Origin of the sequence: Sphingomonas albertensis, from assembly GCF_014358075.1 — a bacterium.
Lineage (GTDB): Bacteria > Pseudomonadota > Alphaproteobacteria > Sphingomonadales > Sphingomonadaceae > Sphingomonas > Sphingomonas albertensis.
The window spans coordinates 183,210-199,715 of record NZ_JACONT010000002.1; the positions used below are offsets into that span (position 1 = coordinate 183,210).

General features: G+C 65.4%; 17 protein-coding genes and 1 riboswitch. Of the genes, 12 read left to right on the top strand and 5 right to left on the bottom strand.

The features are described from left to right. Positions 1-10 precede the first annotated feature (10 nt). A complete protein-coding gene (locus tag H8S47_RS01945; protein WP_187502247.1) occupies positions 11-679 on the top strand; it encodes an MBL fold metallo-hydrolase in 669 nt (222 codons plus the stop codon). A 249-nt stretch (positions 680-928) separates the two neighbouring features. Here the strand turns inward: H8S47_RS01945 and H8S47_RS01950 are convergent, their stop codons facing one another. Both H8S47_RS01950 and H8S47_RS01955 read right to left on the bottom strand, forming a co-directional pair. Next, a complete protein-coding gene (locus H8S47_RS01950) occupies positions 929-2,554 on the bottom strand; it encodes a M28 family metallopeptidase (RefSeq protein ID WP_187502248.1) in 1,626 nt (541 codons plus the stop codon). Then, positions 2,551-2,994 carry an MAPEG family protein gene (locus H8S47_RS01955; RefSeq protein ID WP_187502249.1) on the bottom strand — a complete coding sequence of 148 codons (444 nt, stop codon included), beginning with the start codon at positions 2,992-2,994 and terminating at the stop codon, positions 2,551-2,553. Before H8S47_RS01955 ends, H8S47_RS01950 begins: the two co-directional genes overlap by 4 nt. 225 nt (positions 2,995-3,219) lie before the next feature. Here H8S47_RS01955 and rpmF point away from each other — a divergent pair, with 225 nt between their 5' ends. The 5 genes from rpmF (at position 3,220) to H8S47_RS01980 (ending at position 6,255) form a co-directional block, all read left to right on the top strand. Next, positions 3,220-3,399 carry a 50S ribosomal protein L32 gene (gene rpmF / locus H8S47_RS01960; RefSeq protein WP_128455117.1) on the top strand — a complete coding sequence of 60 codons (180 nt, stop codon included), beginning with the start codon at positions 3,220-3,222 and terminating at the stop codon, positions 3,397-3,399. Between the two features lie 35 nt (positions 3,400-3,434). After that, complete coding sequence (plsX, locus tag H8S47_RS01965) at positions 3,435-4,463, top strand: phosphate acyltransferase PlsX (protein WP_131587388.1); 1,029 nt, start codon at positions 3,435-3,437, stop codon at positions 4,461-4,463. Then, the gene (locus tag H8S47_RS01970) at positions 4,460-5,428 is read left to right on the top strand and encodes a beta-ketoacyl-ACP synthase III (protein ID WP_187502250.1); all 969 of its coding nucleotides are present in this window, start codon (positions 4,460-4,462) and stop codon (positions 5,426-5,428) included. Before plsX ends, H8S47_RS01970 begins: the two co-directional genes overlap by 4 nt. A gap of 94 nt (positions 5,429-5,522) precedes the next feature. Next, positions 5,523-5,822 carry an integration host factor subunit alpha gene (locus H8S47_RS01975; RefSeq protein WP_128455114.1) on the top strand — a complete coding sequence of 100 codons (300 nt, stop codon included), beginning with the start codon at positions 5,523-5,525 and terminating at the stop codon, positions 5,820-5,822. 4 nt (positions 5,823-5,826) lie between these two features. Next, positions 5,827-6,255: a MerR family transcriptional regulator gene (locus H8S47_RS01980; protein ID WP_187502251.1), complete on the top strand. Its 429-nt coding sequence runs from the start codon at positions 5,827-5,829 to the stop codon at positions 6,253-6,255. A gap of 74 nt (positions 6,256-6,329) precedes the next feature. Here the strand turns inward: H8S47_RS01980 and H8S47_RS01985 are convergent, their stop codons facing one another. Next, the gene (locus tag H8S47_RS01985; RefSeq protein ID WP_328805398.1) at positions 6,330-6,845 is read right to left on the bottom strand and encodes a Ros/MucR family transcriptional regulator; all 516 of its coding nucleotides are present in this window, start codon (positions 6,843-6,845) and stop codon (positions 6,330-6,332) included. A 781-nt stretch (positions 6,846-7,626) separates the two neighbouring features. After that, positions 7,627-8,052, bottom strand: coding sequence for an organic hydroperoxide resistance protein (locus H8S47_RS01990; protein WP_187502252.1), 426 nt, complete (start codon positions 8,050-8,052; stop codon positions 7,627-7,629). Between the two features lie 119 nt (positions 8,053-8,171). Between H8S47_RS01990 and H8S47_RS01995 the strand changes: the two genes are divergently transcribed. The 6 genes from H8S47_RS01995 (at position 8,172) to H8S47_RS02020 (ending at position 15,509) form a co-directional block, all read left to right on the top strand. Next, the gene (locus H8S47_RS01995) at positions 8,172-8,621 is read left to right on the top strand and encodes a MarR family winged helix-turn-helix transcriptional regulator (RefSeq protein WP_328805399.1); all 450 of its coding nucleotides are present in this window, start codon (positions 8,172-8,174) and stop codon (positions 8,619-8,621) included. A 107-nt stretch (positions 8,622-8,728) separates the two neighbouring features. Continuing rightward, positions 8,729-10,309 (top strand): sensor histidine kinase, encoded by a 1,581-nt coding sequence (locus H8S47_RS02000; protein WP_235982547.1) that lies wholly within the window; start codon positions 8,729-8,731, stop codon positions 10,307-10,309. Continuing rightward, the gene (locus tag H8S47_RS02005; protein ID WP_187502254.1) at positions 10,306-10,890 is read left to right on the top strand and encodes a response regulator transcription factor; all 585 of its coding nucleotides are present in this window, start codon (positions 10,306-10,308) and stop codon (positions 10,888-10,890) included. The genes H8S47_RS02000 and H8S47_RS02005 overlap by 4 nt, the downstream gene beginning before the upstream one ends. 116 nt (positions 10,891-11,006) lie before the next feature. Then, positions 11,007-11,468, top strand: coding sequence for a hypothetical protein (locus H8S47_RS02010; RefSeq protein WP_328805402.1), 462 nt, complete (start codon positions 11,007-11,009; stop codon positions 11,466-11,468). 81 nt (positions 11,469-11,549) lie between these two features. Further along, positions 11,550-11,776, top strand: a riboswitch (cobalamin riboswitch). A 102-nt stretch (positions 11,777-11,878) separates the two neighbouring features. Further along, a complete protein-coding gene (locus H8S47_RS02015; RefSeq protein WP_235982548.1) occupies positions 11,879-14,059 on the top strand; it encodes a TonB-dependent receptor in 2,181 nt (726 codons plus the stop codon). Continuing rightward, positions 14,046-15,509, top strand: coding sequence for a hypothetical protein (locus tag H8S47_RS02020; RefSeq protein ID WP_187502256.1), 1,464 nt, complete (start codon positions 14,046-14,048; stop codon positions 15,507-15,509). Before H8S47_RS02015 ends, H8S47_RS02020 begins: the two co-directional genes overlap by 14 nt. An 18-nt stretch (positions 15,510-15,527) precedes the next feature. On the opposite strand, the gene H8S47_RS02025 is transcribed toward H8S47_RS02020, so the two are convergent. Further along, a complete protein-coding gene (locus tag H8S47_RS02025) occupies positions 15,528-16,505 on the bottom strand; it encodes an NAD-dependent epimerase/dehydratase family protein (RefSeq protein WP_187502257.1) in 978 nt (325 codons plus the stop codon). Between the last annotated feature and the right edge of the window lies 1 nt (position 16,506).

Consider the following 16,506-nt stretch of genomic DNA (forward strand, 5'->3'; position numbering starts at 1 on the left):
TTTCGGCGGCATGACAGATCCAGCCACTCCGCCCCTGCGCGCCGCGATCGTGCCGGTCACGCCGATCCAGCAGAACTGCACGATCCTCTGGTGCACGACGACGATGAAGGCCGCGGTGATCGATCCCGGCGGCGACCTGCCGCGGATCATGGCGGCGGTCGAACAGGCGGGGGTCACGGTCGAGAAGATCCTGCTCACGCATGGGCATATCGACCATGCCGGCGGTGCGAAGCGGCTGTCGAACGATCTCGGCGTGCCGATCGAAGGACCGCACGAGGCGGATCGCTTCTGGTTGCAGCGGCTCGATCAGGATGGGCCGAAATATGGGATTTCCGGCGTGAATTTCGAGCCGGACCGGTGGCTCGTCGAGGGCGACACGGTGTCGGTCGGGGATCTGGTGCTCGATGTGTACGAGACGCCGGGGCATACCGAGGGGCATGTGATCTTCCATCATGCGCCTTCGAAGTTCGCGCAGGTTGGGGACGTGTTATTCCAGGGCTCGATCGGGCGATCGGACATGCCTGGGGGGAATCATCAGGTGCTGGTGAAGTCGATCGTCGAGAAACTCTGGCCGCTGGGGAGCGACACGAGCTTCATCCCGGGGCATGGCCCGGCGAGCACGTTCGCGCATGAGCGGGCGACGAATATGTTCGTGAGCGATCGGGCGTTGGCGGCGTAATCACCCCCCTACCGTTCCCCCGCGGATGCGGGGGCCCAGGCTAAACCAAGGGCAGTACGCTTGGCCCCTGGCCGCCCGCCTTCGCGGGGAAACACGAAGAAGGACGTGCTACCTTCCCAACGCCCCACCCCGGCGAAGGCCGGGGCCCAGTTGGGAGACGGCGCCGATTGAGGGTAGCGCTCCGTTACTGCAACCTTTCCAATTGGGCCCCGGCCTCCGCCGGGGTGGTTGCCGGCGTGAGGGCTGGTTTTACTTCCGCTCCCCCGCGCTTTCAGCCCGGACCGACTTGAACTCCGACCCAGCGCGCCATTCCGGCCACAAACGGCTGTTCGCCAGCTTCGTCCCGATCGTCTTGAACAGGTCCACGTCCTGCGCCGCGCCGCGCAGGTCCCAGTCGGCGCCCCACGCGTCGCACGTCTGGTGGTAGCATTTCATATAGCCGTCGAGCCAAGCCTGCCCCGCGGTCCGACCGCCCTTTACCAGATCGGGCGCGCCGCTGATCGCCATCAGCAGCAAGGTCGGCACGCCGCGCCGTGCGACCGAGAAATGATCGGCGCGGTAGAACAGCCCCCGTTCGGGAAGGGCTTCGGGGGTTACGACGCGGCCTTGGGCCTTTGCAGCGTCGCCCAGCATGTCCTCGAGGCTGTTCTGGCCGGCGCCGACCAGCATGACGTCTTTGGCAGGGCCTGCCGTCTGGAGGATGTCGAGCGTCAGATTGGCGACCGTCTGAGCCGCCGGATAGACCGGGTTCACCGCATAGGTTTCCGAACCGAGCAACCCGCGCTCCTCGCCACTCCACAGCGCGAAGACGAGGCTGCGGTCGGTGCGGGGCGCCTTGGCGAAATTGCGCGCGAGTTCGAGGACGCCGGCCACGCCGAGCCCGTCATCGTTCGCGCCCGGGCGGATCGTACGGCCCTGCGCGTCGGGGGCGCCGATCCCGTAGGCGTCCCAGTGCGCGCCGAACATCACGATCTCGTCCGCGTGCTTGGTGCCCGGGAGCTTCGCCAGCACGTTCTGGCTCACGGCGGTGTCGTGCTTCACCGGCAGGTCCGTCGTGAACGCCTGCTTCAGCGCGACCGGGCGGAAGTCGCTCCGCCGCGCCGCTTTCCGCAACGCCGCCAAGTCGAGGCCCGAGGCTGCGAACAACCGGGTCGCCGCACCACCTTCCAGCCAGCCCTGCAGCATTACCCGCGACTCGGGATCCTTCCGGACGATGTCGTAATTCTCGCCGGCCGGCGCCGTCACCGTATTCCAGCCGTAACCCGCCCCCGCCGTATCGTGAACGATCAGCGCCGCGACCGCACCTCGCCTTGCGGCTTCCTCGTATTTGTACGTCCAGCGGCCGTAATAGGTCATCCGGCGGTCGCCGAACTTGCCCTTCGAATCGTCGCCTGCGACGGCTTCGAAATCGGGATCGTTGACCAGGAACACCGCGACCTTGCCCTTGAGATCGAGCCCCTTGAAGTCGTCCCAGCCGCGCTCGGGCGCACTGACGCCGTAGCCGACGAACACCATCGGCGCGTTCGCGATCGCGACGCGGTCGACGCCGCGGACCGTGCTCAGATAGACGTCTCGGCCCTGCACCAGCGCGGCATCGCCGGCGCGGACGGTGCCGGAACCCATGCGCGTGTGGACGAGCGGCACGGCTTGCGTCCAGCTGCCGTTCGGGCCGCCGGGTTGCGCCTTCATCGCCTTGAACTGCGCGATCAGCCAGGCGATCGTCTTGGTCTCACCCCGCGTCCCCGGCGCCCGCCCCTCGAACGCGTCGGAGGCCAGCGTCTTCACATCCGCCGACAATCGCTCGGGCGAGACCTGCGCCACGGTGGGGGATGCAGCCAACAGCGCCGCAGCGGGAAGGAAGCGAAACGCGCTCATGCCCGGCCACCCGACGGCACGACCTGGAACGTCTTCGCGGCCGGCACCGTATTCGCCTGATACGCGATCGCCAGCGCCCAGCAGGCAAGCACCGCCATCAACGCCCAGGTCGCCAACGCACCACCCGCCCGCGGCAAACTCGACGTCGCCCGGTCCATCCCGAACGCGTGCGCGACGCGGGCGATCACGAACACGACGCCCGCGATCCACAGCCACATCGTCGATCCGCCGGCGAGTTCGATCAGCCCCAGCAGGATCAGGATGAACGGCGCATATTCGGTGAAATTCGCATGCGCGCGCATCCGCCCCTGCAACAGCGCATTGCCGTTATCGCCCAGCAGCACCTTGTCCTTCACCCGGATCGGCACGATTCGGAAGGCGAGCCACAGATTGACGACGGCCGCAGCCGCTGCGATCGTCAGTGTCACGGGTAAAATCACGGCGTTGCCCCTTGTTGGATGTCGCGGGAGGTCCTGCCACTCGCGACCAATGGTTGCAACGCGGGGGCGAAAGCTTGCAACGCGGGACGAAATCGCTATAGCGCCACGCTTCGCGAGCGTCAGGCCGCATGGGTTGCTTCAGGCGGCCGGCATTCATGTCGGTTGCCGAGTTCCGTGTCCGGGCGTACTCAGAGCCCCGACCTTTAGATTGAACAAGGTGCCGAAATGGCCGTCCCCAAAAGAAAAACCTCGCCCTCCAAGCGCGGCATGCGCCGTGGCCACGACTCGCTCACGATCGCGTCTTTCCAGGAATGCCCGAACTGCGGCGAACTGAAGCGCCCGCACAACCTCTGCGGCTCATGCGGCCATTACAATGGTCGTGAAATCCTCTCGGTCGAGGGTTGAGGTCGCAAGCCTCTAACTTGAACGAAGGATAGCGAATGCCCGACAGCGGCTGGATCGCGGTCGATGCGATGGGTGGCGATGACGGGCTGGCAGTAATGCTCGCCGGTGTCGCCCTCGCGCGTCATCAATTCGAGGGCATGCGCTTCCTGCTGGTCGGCGACGAAGCTGCGATTCGCGAGGGGCTCAAGGCTCATCCGAACCTGTCGCAGCATTCGGAGATCGTCCACGCGCCGGAAGTCGTCGGGTCGAGCGAAAAGCCGACTCAGGCGATTCGTCGCGCCAAGAAGACCTCGATGGGCATCGCGATCGACCTGGTGAAACAGGGTCGCGCCGCCGCCGCGGTGTCGTCGGGCAATACCGGCGCACTGATGGCGATGGCGAAGCTGTCGTTGCGGATGCTGCCCGGGATCGACCGGCCGGCACTCGCGGCGCGTCTGCCGACGCTCGGCGATACCGACATGGTGATGCTCGACCTCGGCGCGAACACCGAGTGCGACGCGCGCAACCTCGTCCAGTTCGCGATCATGGGCGCCGCCTATGCGCGCACCGCACTCGACATCCCGCATCCTCGTGTGGCGCTGCTCAACATCGGCAGCGAAGACATGAAGGGCACGGACGAGATCCGCGATGCGGCCGCGCAATTGCGGGCGACGCCAGCGGTCGACATGCAGTTCAACGGCTTCATCGAGGGCGACCGACTGTCGCGCGGTGAAGTCGACGTGGTCGTGTGCGACGGCTTCTCGGGCAACATCGCGCTGAAGACCGCCGAGGGCACCGCGCGATTCGTCGCCGACCTGCTCAAGCGCGCGTTCCGGAGCTCGGTGCGCTCGAAGCTCGGCTTCCTGATCTCGCGGCCCGCGACCGAGTTGCTGCGCGATCATCTCGATCCGAACAATCACAACGGTGCGGTGTTTCTTGGGCTAAACGGCATCGTCGTGAAGAGTCACGGCGGCGCGACCGATCGCGGCGTCGCGACCGCGATCGGCAATGCCGCCAAGATGGTCCGCAACGATCTGATCCGGCGGATCGCCGACGATCTTGGCAGCGTGGAGAAGGCGGCATGATCCGTTCGGTCGTCATCGGCACCGGCTCGGCCCTGCCCGCTCGTCGCGTTTCCAACGCCGAGCTCGCGGAACAGGTCGACACCAGCGACGAGTGGATCGTCGAGCGCACCGGCATCCGCTTCCGCCACATCGCCGGCGAAGGCGAGACGACCGCGACTCTCGCCGCAGACGCGTGCCGCACTGCTTTGACCGCCGCCGGTATCGACGCACAGGACATCGACCTGATCGTGCTCGCGACCGCGACCCCCGACCAGACCTTCCCCGCCAGCGCCACCAAGGTCCAGGCGATGCTCGGCATCGACGACTGTGTCGCGTTCGACGTCGCCGCGGTCTGCTCGGGCTTCCTGTACGCGGTGCAGGTCGTGGACAGCATGATCCGCAGCGGCGTCGCCAAGCGCGCGCTGGTGATCGGGGCCGAGACGTTCAGCCGCATCCTGGACTGGGAAGACCGGACGACCTGCGTGCTGTTCGGCGACGGCGCCGGTGCTATCGTGCTCGAAGCGCAGGACACCGCCGACGAAGGCGGCCGCGGCATTCTCACGACCAAGCTGCACGCCGATGGCCGTCACAACGAACTGCTCTATGTAGACGGCGGCGTCTCGACGACCGGTACCGTCGGCAAGCTTCGCATGAAGGGCCGTGAGGTGTTCCGCCACGCGGTCACCAATCTGGCCTCGGTGATGACCGAGTCGCTGGCGATGGCCGGGCTCGAGGCGGATCAGGTCGACTGGGTCGTGCCGCATCAGGCGAACGCCCGCATCCTCGACGCGACCGCGCGGAAGCTGGGCCTGGTGCCCGCAAAAGTCGTCGTTACCGTCGACCAGCACGCCAACACGTCGGCTGCATCGGTGCCGCTCGCGCTCGACGTTGCGGTCCGCGACGGGCGCATCCAGCAGGGCCAGATCGTCGTTCTCGAGGCGATGGGTGGCGGGTTTACCTGGGGTGCCGCGGTTATCCGCTTCTAATCCCTTCGAAAGATATCGATTCGCTTGTAGAACAAATCCCTTCCGATCGCCTTCGTGCCTGTGTAGGAGAAGCGCCGAGTCTGGGAGCTTGCGAATGACTATGACTGGCACTTTGACGCGGGCCGATCTGGCCGAGTCGCTTCACCGGGAAGTGGGACTGTCGCGTGCGGATTCGTCCAAGATCGTCGAACAGATCCTCGCAGAAATGTGTGGCGCTCTGTCGCACGGTGAGAACGTGAAGATTTCGGGGTTCGGGACGTTCGTGCTCCGCGACAAGGGTGAGCGCGTCGGGCGCAACCCAAAGACCGGCATCGAGGTGCCGATCGCACCGCGTCGCGTCCTCACCTTCCGCGCGAGCCAGATGATGCGTGAGCGCATCGTCGGTGCCGGCTGAATTCATGCCTGGCGACGCCGACGACGGCGCGCCCTCGACCGGCGGGACGGGCTCGACAGTTGAGGTGGGCTCGACGCCTAGCACCAAGACCGAGGCGGCGTTTCGCACGATCGGCGAACTGGCCGCCGATACCGGGCTGCCGCAGCATATCCTGCGCTATTGGGAAACGCGGTTCCCGCAGCTCCGTCCGCTCCAGCGCGCCGGCAATCGTCGCTATTACCGTGCCGAGGACGTGGCGCTGGTCCGGCGGATCGACACGCTGCTGAACCGCGAGGGCTATACCGTGCGCGGCGTGCAGCAATTGCTGTCCGGCGAGAAATCCGCACCGGCCGCAAGCGCTTCGGCTACCCCGGTACAGGTGGAGTCACCGATCCCCGCATTGAAGGCGATCCGGGCGCTGCTGGCGCAGGCGCTGATCGAGGACGCCGCCTGAGCGCGTTCTCCGACGGACGTTCTTAAGGGCTATCGGAGAAAACGGGGGAAGGCTCGGCCCTCCCCCGCATAGTCTCAGGCGTCGCTGCCGAGCGTCTTCTTGGCGGCATCGAGTGCTGCCTTGCCGGTCTTGCGCACTGTCTTGGCCGCGCCGTCGGTGGCCTTTTCGACGGTCGAGCCGGCCTTGCGACCCAGACCGATCGACTTTGCCATTGCGCGACGTGCTTCCGAATAGGTCGCGGCGACCATCGGATAGTCGGGCTTCAGGTTGAAGCGTTCGCGGTACTGCTCCGGGGTCAGACCGTTGGTCGAAAGATGACGACGCAACGTCTTGTACTTCTTGCCGTCCAGCATCGAGATAATGTGGTCCGGCGACGCGAGCGACTTGCGCACCGAAACCGCCGGCTCGGATGCAGGAGCCACAGCAGCTTCGGGCTCGACTTCGCCGTTACCGGAGAGCTTTGCGACAGCGGCATGCATCGCCACGAGAAAGGCCGGCACGTCGTCGGCCGCAGTACGGGTGTTGGGGTTTGCCAGCCATGCTGCCGTCAGTTCGGCAGCAAGCTCGACCGTGTTAATCGTATCCGTCACGCTATTTCCTTGAATTCATCATGTATCCCCCGGCGGACGCCTACAACCTTTGTTCGCGAATGAACACTGTATGTTTGCGGGTAATTGCGATCCAATACTCGGACCGAACTGGATAGAATGCGTTTCGCCGCTTCTGGGACAATCGCGGCTCGAACATTATCGACCAGGCCTTGATGTTCCGGGTCTATCGATATCCACCAATCCGCAATGAAGGACGGCGCCGGATGGACAAGACCTTGGCCACGCAAATCGTTCCAGAACGCCGACACTATCTTTGCCGGCATCGCCGCGTCATTCGCCGGAATATTATCGGGCGAGGTGACAGGCGCTATCAACGCCGAAGCGATGTCGGGAGCGCTATTCGCGACGGCAGGTCTATCCTGACAGACCGGATCTCCCTGGTCTTGTCGTCATAATCGCAACGATGCGCCCTTCTTTGGAGACTAGCGCTGCATGCCGATCCAATCGCAGAGATAACCTCCGCGCGCGATGCCGGAATGACCGATCGATCAATTTCGATCCCGCCGAGGCCGAAACCGGCGGGCGGCCGAATAGCGCGGTGATGCCATGAAGTAGCGACCTAGCCGTTGATCGTCGGACGCATAACTCGGCAGGCGCCCGAACTATCCGCACTTTATCGAAGACACGGCCAAACGGGCGTGGGACGCGTCGGGAAGAGGGCAGTCTAGTCTGATTGCCCCCTTCCCCATCGTTCGCACGCCCGGGTCGTCAGCCCGGGTCGTCAGCCCGGATCGTCTAGCACCGGATCGTCTAGCAAATGTCAGGCTAGCGTCAGGCCTACATCGACGTTGCCGCGCGTCGCGTTCGAATACGGGCAAATCTGATGCGCCGCATCCACCAGCTTTTCCGCCTGATCGCGCTCGATACCCGGCAGCGAGACGGTAAGATCGGCGGTGATGCCGAAGCCACCGGCCGAACGCGGCCCGATGCCGACCTTTGCAGTGACCGAGACATCGTCGGGGATCTTCATCTTCAGCTGCTGGCCAGCGACCTTCAGTGCGCCGATGAAGCATGCGGAATAGCCTGCCGCGAATAACTGCTCGGGATTGCTGCCGTTGCCGCCGGCGCCGCCGAGTTCCTTCGGGGTCGAAAGCGCTACGTCGAAACGGCCGTCCTGCGAGCGCGCATGACCGTCGCGACCGCCGGTTGCGGTGGCTTCGGTGGTGTATTTGACGTCGACCGACATGATGTATCTCCGTGTTTGTTATCGCGATAAGGGATTTAGGGAGTCTCGATGCCGGCGTCCAGTATAATTTGTCGCGATAATCATTTTTGTGCTAATCGATGCCGATAAGGAGTCCTGCCGTGTCCGATCCGCTGCCGCTAGACGATCAGCTCTGTTTCTCGCTCTACGCCGCGACCATCGCGATAAACCGCGCGTACAAGCCGGTGCTCGATCGGCTGGGGATCACCTACCCGCAGTTTCTCGTCCTCCAGACGCTGAACGAAGCGGAGGACGGTTGCTCGATCGGGGCGATCGCAGACCGGCTGGCGCTCGAGCCGAGCACCATCACGCCATTGGCGAAGCGGCTGGAGGCCGCCGGGCTGGTGACGCGGGTGCGCAACCCTGCTGACGAACGCCAGGTCCGGGTGCGCCTGACCGACGCCGGTAAGGCCCGCTGGGCGGAGACCGGATGTTTGGGGCCGCTGATCGTGGAGCGCTCGGGGATGACGCCCGACCGTCTGGCGGCGCTCAATACCGAAGTTGCCGCGCTCCGCCGCGCGCTGGCTGACAGCCGACCAGCCCCGTCCTGACCGTTCCCGTGGTCAGGGCCCCGCGTTCAGGGACCCGCGTTCAGGGACCCGCGTTCAGGGAATTGCCCGGATAGGCGACAGCGGCTCGATCGTGCAAACAGCCGACGATGACTCCGCGCGCGCCCGTCCCTGCCCCGTTTCGCGTATCCCTTCCCGATCTGCCATGGTTGCTCGGCTATGCGGTGGCGTTCTGGGTGGCGCACCATATCGCCTCGGAATGGGGCGGTCGGGGCTTCTATTCGCTGCTCTATCCGGCGGCGGGTTTCCGCATGGCGCTGCTATGGCGGCGCGGTCCCCGGCTACTTCCGGGGTTGGTGATCGCCGAAATTCTGGTGCAGTGCACGACGGGCGTGATCGATCTCCGTTCTCCAGAATGGGCAATCCACCTGACCGGAGTTATCAGGCCGCCGCTAGCTTATGGCCTGGTCGTCCTGCTCGTTCGCCATGTCGCGGGCCGTGCCCATACGAGCATGAGCGTAGCGCCGATGCCGCTTGGGCTTGCGTCGGTCGGCGCACCGATTGCCGCGGCCCTGGCCGCGTTGCCATGGTCGTTGCTGCGCCCCGACCTGACCGGCGTTTCCGGGCTGCGCGACGTGGTGACGTCGCTGACCGGATTCGTGGTCGGCGACCTGCTAGGAGTCCTGCTGCTCACGCCGCCGCTGCTCTGGCTCGCCGAATTCCTGTCCGGCACCGCATCGCGGCCGGAAAAACCACGGACATCCGCGGTAATCGAGGCCGTCGGTGTTCTAGCCACCTCGATAGGAACCGAGATCCTGCTCGCGAAAATCGGCCTCGGGACGCCCCATACGCCCGTGCTGCTGGCGGTAGCGTGGATCGGCCTGCGATCCGGCCGCACCGCGAGCTGGCTTGCCATCGCCGTCGTCGCCGCGATCGTGCTGCCGCGCACCGCAATGCCGATGCGGATGGACGAACGGCTGGCCCTGCATATGAGCCTCGCCTCGATCATGGTCGTTGGGTATCTCGCCGGCAGCTTCGCCGATGCGCAAGCCAGAGCGCGCGGCGATCTCGAACGCCGGGATCGCCTGCTGTTCCAGGCCGAGCGATTGAAGACGTTGCGCGCTATGTCGGTGGCGGTCATCCACGAGATCAGCCAACCTTTGTCCACACTGGCGATCGAGGCCAAGCACCTGCATGAGATCACCGTATCGGCCGACCCAGAAATCGCCACGACCGCGGCGTTGATCGATCGCAAGGCAGCCGCGCTCTCCACTCTGGTCCGTCGATTGCGGCGCTTCGGGGGAAGAGCGGTCGACGAACCGACGCCGTTACCGCTAGCGGCGCTGATCGATACCGTCGCGGCATTGGCGCATCCCGAAGCGAAATCCCGGGGCGTGACGCTCACGATCGAGACGGTCGACCCGGACCTCGTCGTACTCGCCCAGGAAGTGGAACTGGCGCAGGCGATCGTCAACCTCGTGCGCAATGCGGTCCAGGCCCGCGGCAACGGCCAAGTGTCGCTTGGCGTGACAAGCGAGGACGGCAAAGCCCGTATCGTCGTGACGAACCGATCTCGCCCCGATCGCAGTCCACAGCCGGGCATGGGTATCGGCGTCCTGGTGGCCCGCGCGATCGTCGAGGCGCATGGCGGCAGCCTTACCAGGACAAGCGATGACACCGGCGAAACCCGCGCGACGATCCTCCTCCCGTTGCTGGGTGAAACCGAATGACCGATCCTACCCGCGGACTCGTCTATGTCGTCGATGACGATCGGGATCTCGGCGCTGCCGTCGCCCGGTTGCTCGGTCGCCACGGCCATGTCGCCGAGCCGTTCCTCGATCCTGTGCCACTGCTGGCGGTATACGGGCAGGCACCGGCACATTGCATCGTCACCGACGTGATGATGGGCGACATCGACGGGTTCGACTTTGCCGATCGGGTTCGCGCCGTCGACCCGACCGTCGCGATCGTCTTCATGACCGCATGGCCGACGACCGCCAACGCGGTCGATGCGGTACGGCGCTATGGTGGCCTCGACTATCTCGAAAAACCGATCGACGAGGATCGGCTGCTGGCCGCGGTGTGCGAAGGCGTCGCTTGGTCGAAGACGCAGCGATCGGCGCTTGCACGCACCGCGGCGCTGACACCGCGCCAGCGCCAAGTGTTCGATCTGCTGGTCAAGGGCCACAATAACCAGGCGATCGCCGCCGCACTCGCCATCAGTCCCAAGACGGTGGAGGACCACCGGGCCGCGATCGTCGCCAAGACCGGTACCAACGGCATCGCCCAATTGATCGCACTCGCCCGGTAACGCGCACCGAGCTCCGTATATTTCCCGGATTGGGAGCACCGCAACTTCGAGATACCGATCGCCGATGATGACGTCATGAGATCGGGTATACATTGCCAGCCTTGAAAGAACTGTCCGTGCCCTGCCGGATGAACGTCAATGGCAAGTGGTCGAACGGATGTATCCATGACGTATCGGATCGGGGACTTCTCGTCTCCAGCGCGGCGCCCCCGGCTATTGGCACATATGTCGATATCCGGCGCGGGGCTCTCGTGATCATCGGACGTGTCGTCTGGAGCGGTGGCAGTCGCTTCGGCGTACGGACCCAGGACCCGGTCAGCGTCGCCGCGCTCCTGAACGAGTCCCCGCCCGCGCGCGGCCCGGCAAACGCCGATCGGCGAAGCCACATCCGGGAAGACTTCAGCAGGCATGTAAACCAGCGGGCCGATCGCAGCAGACGCCACTCGTCGGCTTTGCAGTTCATATGCCTGACGATCATCGGCATGGGGATGGCGTGCTTTGCGGCAATGCTCTGTTATCGGGCGCTCACCACCCCGCTTGGCGCCGTAGCCGAGCTGCTCGGCGGGCCCGTGACGTGAGCGACATACGCTAAGTATCGGCGAAAGAAGGTCATATAAAGAATTCTTTATATGACGCTTGACCGTCTTCCGGGAAGCTGGGACACGGGGCGCGTCGAGGTTCTTCGGTCGCGCAATCGTCCCGAAGCTAAGACGGGAAGCCGGTGCGGATCTCCTTCTAGGAACCAGGTCCCAGGCCGGCGCTGCCCCCGCAACTGTAAGCGGCGAGCGACGGTCGACGAGTGTCACTGGCGGTAGGACCCGCCGGGAAGGCCAGACCGGCGTCATGACCCGCGAGCCAGGATACCTGCCTCCGACGCGATAACGTCCACCGGCGGGGATTCCGGGCTGGCTGCTTGCATGCACGCGGCCGGACAATCCGAACGCGGCCTGTTTCGCGTCCATCCGTCTTCTTCGCCCTTCACCGGGGTATGAAGACCATGAGCATCACGATCGGCGCACGCCGCAAACGCCACTACGCCTGCATCGCCGCCGGTTTCGCGATCGGGCTGCCGTCGGCGGCCAATGCGCAAACCGCCGAATCCACATCCGAGGACATTCTCGTTACCGGTCGCCCCGAAGCGGACCTGACGGTGCCCAACGGAACGGCAAGTCGGCTCAACCTGTCGCCGCTGGAGACGCCGGCGACGCTGTCGGTCATCGACGGCGCCACGATCCGCGCGCAGGGCGACATGGCGATCGCCGATGCGGAAAGCCGCGCGCCGGGCATCACCAGCGTCGGCAATCTCGGCAATGGCGGCACTGCACTCGCGGCACGGGGGTTCAGCGGCCAGGGGTCCGTGCTCCAGCTGATCGACGGCGTCCGGCTGTTTCCCGCCGCTGGGACGCTTACGTTCCCGACCGACCCGTGGATGGTCGAGCGGATCGACATCCTCAACGGGCCTGCCTCGGTGTTATACGGTCAAGGCGCGCTCGGCGGCGCGGTCAACGTGCTGATGCGCAAGCCGAATGCCCGGCGCACCGAAATCGATGGCGAGATCGGCTATGGCTCGCAAGACACCTTCCATGTCGCCGCAGGCGCCGGGGGACCGGCAGGCGAACACCTGTCCTACCGCATCGACGGCAGCTATCGCCGCTCCGACGGGTATGTCGACCGAGGGCAATCGCGCAGTTACGCACTGTCCGCAACGCTGCGCTGGGCACCGACCGCTACGCTCGCCGTCACGGTTCGCGACGATTACGGCAGCCAGAACCCGATGCGTTATTTCGGCACGCCGTTGATCGACGGCCGGCTCAACGACGGCAACCGACGCCTCAACTACAACACGCGCGACGGCTATGTCCGCTTTCGCGACAACCGCACCAGCCTCCAGGTCGACTGGACACCATCGACGGCGCTGACCGTCAGCAACCAAGCGTATCGGCTGACGTCGAAACGGTCCTGGCTCAACCTGGAAAGCTATTGCTGGGTCGCAACCGATGGCGCCTGCCCGAACGGCAACGGTGACGGCGCAGCCACGCCCGGCCGCATCTACCGCACCGACATGACGGGTATCGTCCACGACCAGACGCAATGGGGCGATCAGGGTAGCGTGACGTTCAGGACGCCGATCGCGGATGGCCTGTCCAATGACCTTGTCGTTGGGTTCGACGTTAACCTGATCAAGCTGACCTATTCGCATAATTTTGGGGCCGCGCCGCAGGTGTCGCAGGTCGATCCGTACGACTTCGATCCGGGCGTCATCGTCGACACGCAGGGGATCGCGCCGCGCTATCGGACGCGGACGACCGAATATGCGGTGTTTGCCGAGGATCGGCTGAAGCTGGGCGAGCATGTCTCGATCGTCGGCGGGATTCGCTACGAACGCGACAAGATTGAGCGCTGGACGATCGACGGCCCCACCGAGGCGTTCGCGCTCGACAAGCGCCTGCACAACACGACGTGGCGTGTCGGCAGCGTCTACCAGCCGATCCCCACCGTCTCGCTCTATGCGCAGTATGCGACCGGGGTCGATCCACTGGGCACGCTGACCACCTATTCGACCGGGCAAGCCCAGTTCAGCAACGCCGTGGGCAATCAGGTCGAGGTCGGTGCTAAGGCGGTATTCCTCGACGGCCGCGGCACCGCGACCCTGGCGGCGTACCGCATCGTCAAGACGGGGCTGCTGGCGCAACTTACGCCGACCAGCCCGATCGAGCAGGTCGGGCAGCGATCCGCCAAGGGGATCGAGGCCGCGGTCTCGATCGATCTGCCAAGGGGTTTCGGGATCGACGCGAACGGCAGCGTTCTAAACGCCCGGTTCGACGACTTCATGTCGGGGACCGCGAACTACGCCGGCAACACCCCGCCCGATGTACCCGAGACGATGGCGAACCTGTGGCTGCGCTGGAGCGCGACGCCGACCGTCCAGGCCCGCGCCGGGCTGCGCTACGTCGGCCGCAGATTCTCCGACAATGCCAACGCCTTCCGCATCCCGGGATATGCGACGGTCGACACCACGCTGTCCTATGCGGTGACCCCGCGCGTCGCGGTCGACCTTCACGTCTATAACCTGTTCGACGCGGCCTATGCGATCAACAGCTACGGCGTACAGCAATGGGTGCTGGGCCGTCCTCGTGCGGTGGACGTCTCGCTCCGTGCCGGTTTCTAGCCGCCGCCCCGTATCGCTCGCCAAGCTCGGCCGGCGCTGGCTCTATCTCGTGCACCGCTGGATAGGGATTGCGAGCTGCCTGCTGTTCGCGATGTGGTTTTCGTCGGGGCTCGTGATGATCTACGTCCCCTATCCCTCGCTCAAGCCAGCCGAGCAAATGGCCCGCGCGGAGCCGATCGACTGGCGGGCGGTGGACGTGCCGCCGCCGCTCGATGCCGGGCGATGGCCACGAGAGCTACTGCTCGAAATGCGCGACGATGTGCCGGTCTGGCGGATCGAGACATGGGAGGGCGAGCGGAGCACGATCGCTGCGCACCGGGGGGCCACGCTTGCCGAGGTCGATGCGGGCTATGCCGCGCGCATCGCTCGCCGCTTCGGGCAGGCGCCCGTAGTCGACACCGAACGATTGGCGCGCGACCAGTGGACCGTGGCCGGCGGGTTCGACCAGCATCGCCCTTTGTGGAAGGTAACGCTGGCAGGTCCGCAGGGGAGCGAACTCTACGTGTCCTCCTCGACAGGCAGCGTGGTGCAGGCGACGACCCGGCGCGAGCGGCTTTGGAACTGGCTCGGGTCGGTGCCGCACTGGCTGTACCCGACCGTTCTGCGGCAGGATAACGCGGCATGGCGCCAGGTCGTGATGTGGGTTTCGGGGCCGTGCATCGCCGCCGCCGTCGCGGGGATGTGGATCGGAATCCTCCGGACGCGGCTCGGCCGGCACCGGTTCAGCGGTGGCCGCGCGTCACCCTATCGCGGCTGGATGCTGTGGCATCATCTGGCCGGACTGGTCGGCGGCGGCTTCCTGATCGCGTGGATCGTCAGCGGTTGGCTCTCGGTCGATCCGGGGCACCTGTTCCGCAGCGTCCCGCCGGCCGAAGCCGCGGTTCGGGCCTATGTCGCGTCGGATCAGGTCCCCGCTGTGCAGTTCGATCGGCTCGCCACTGCAGGCGCGGGCGCCGTCCGCGCGCGTCTGACCGATTATGCGAACACGCCGCTCCTCGTCCTCGACTATGCAGATGGCAGACGGACCTCGCTGAGTGCAGCCTCGCTCGCGCCGGTACGTCCTACCACCCGCGCCATCGTCGCCGCCGCGCGCCGCCTTCAGGCAGGCGCGTCGCTGATCGCGCTCGACCGGCTGACGACGCCCGACGCCTATTGGTATCAGGTCGGCGACATGCCGCGCCTGCCGATCCTGCGCCTGCGCTTCGACGACGCGGCCTCGACCTGGCTGTATGTCGACCCTGCGACCGGCGAGATACTCGCGACGGTCGACCGTTGGCGCCGCATCTATCGCTGGGCGTTCGACCTACTCCACAAATGGGACCTGAACGTCCTGACGCAGCATCGCCCGATCTGGGATCTGCTGTTGTGGCTGGGATCGATCGCAGGATTGGTGACGTCGATCAGCGGCGTCTGGTTGGGATGGAAGAGGCTGAAACGGCGACGGCCGTGAGCAGCGTGCGTCCCGGCTTCAGATCTTGTAGTAGTCGCGGTACCATTTGGCGAAGCGGGTCAGGCCCTCTTCGAGCATCACCTCAGGCTTGTAGCCGGTCAGGGCCTTGAGCTTCGACACGTCCGCATAGGTCGCGGTAACGTCGCCCGGCTGCATCGGCTTCATGATCTTCACCGCTTCGCGCCCGATCGCGGTTTCCAGCGTGGAGATCATCTCCATCAGGCCGACCGGGTGGCTGTCGCCGATGTTGAGCACGCGGTGCTCGCGCAAGGCCGGTGGATGATCGAGCGCGCCGACGATACCGGTCACGATATCGTCGATATAGGTGAAGTCGCGGGCCATCTTGCCCTCGCCGTAGACCTCGATCGGCTGCCCGGCCAAGATCTTGTCGGTGAAGGAGAAATAGGCCATGTCCGGCCGACCCCAGGGGCCATAGACGGTAAAGAAACGCAGGCCGGTCTGCGGGAAGCCGTAGAGCGTCGCATAGGACTGGCTCATCAGCTCGCAGGCGCGCTTGGTCGCCGCATATAGCGACACCGGCATGACCGACGGTTCGTCCTCGCTAAACCCCCGCCCGCCCATCGGCTTGTCACCATAGACCGAGCTGGACGAGGCATAGACCAGATGCTCGAACTGCGGCTGGTGGCGGCACGCCTCCATCACCGCGAGATGCCCCGCAAGGTTCGACTTCTCGTACGCGAACGGGTTTTCGATGCTGTACCGAACCCCCGCCTGCGCCGCGAGATGCACCACCCGGGTCACGCCGTTGTCGGATACCAGACGCGCCACGCCCTCGACATCCGACACGTCCATCCGGTGGAACGCGAAGTTCCGATTTCCCTCAAAGGTCACCAGCCGCGCCTCTTTCAGCCGCGGATCATAGTAATCGTTGACGTTGTCGATGCCAATCACCGTCTCGCCGCGATCGAGCAGACGGTGTGCCGTCGCATGACCGATAAAGCCTGCGACACCGGTAACGAGAACGGGCGCGGCCACG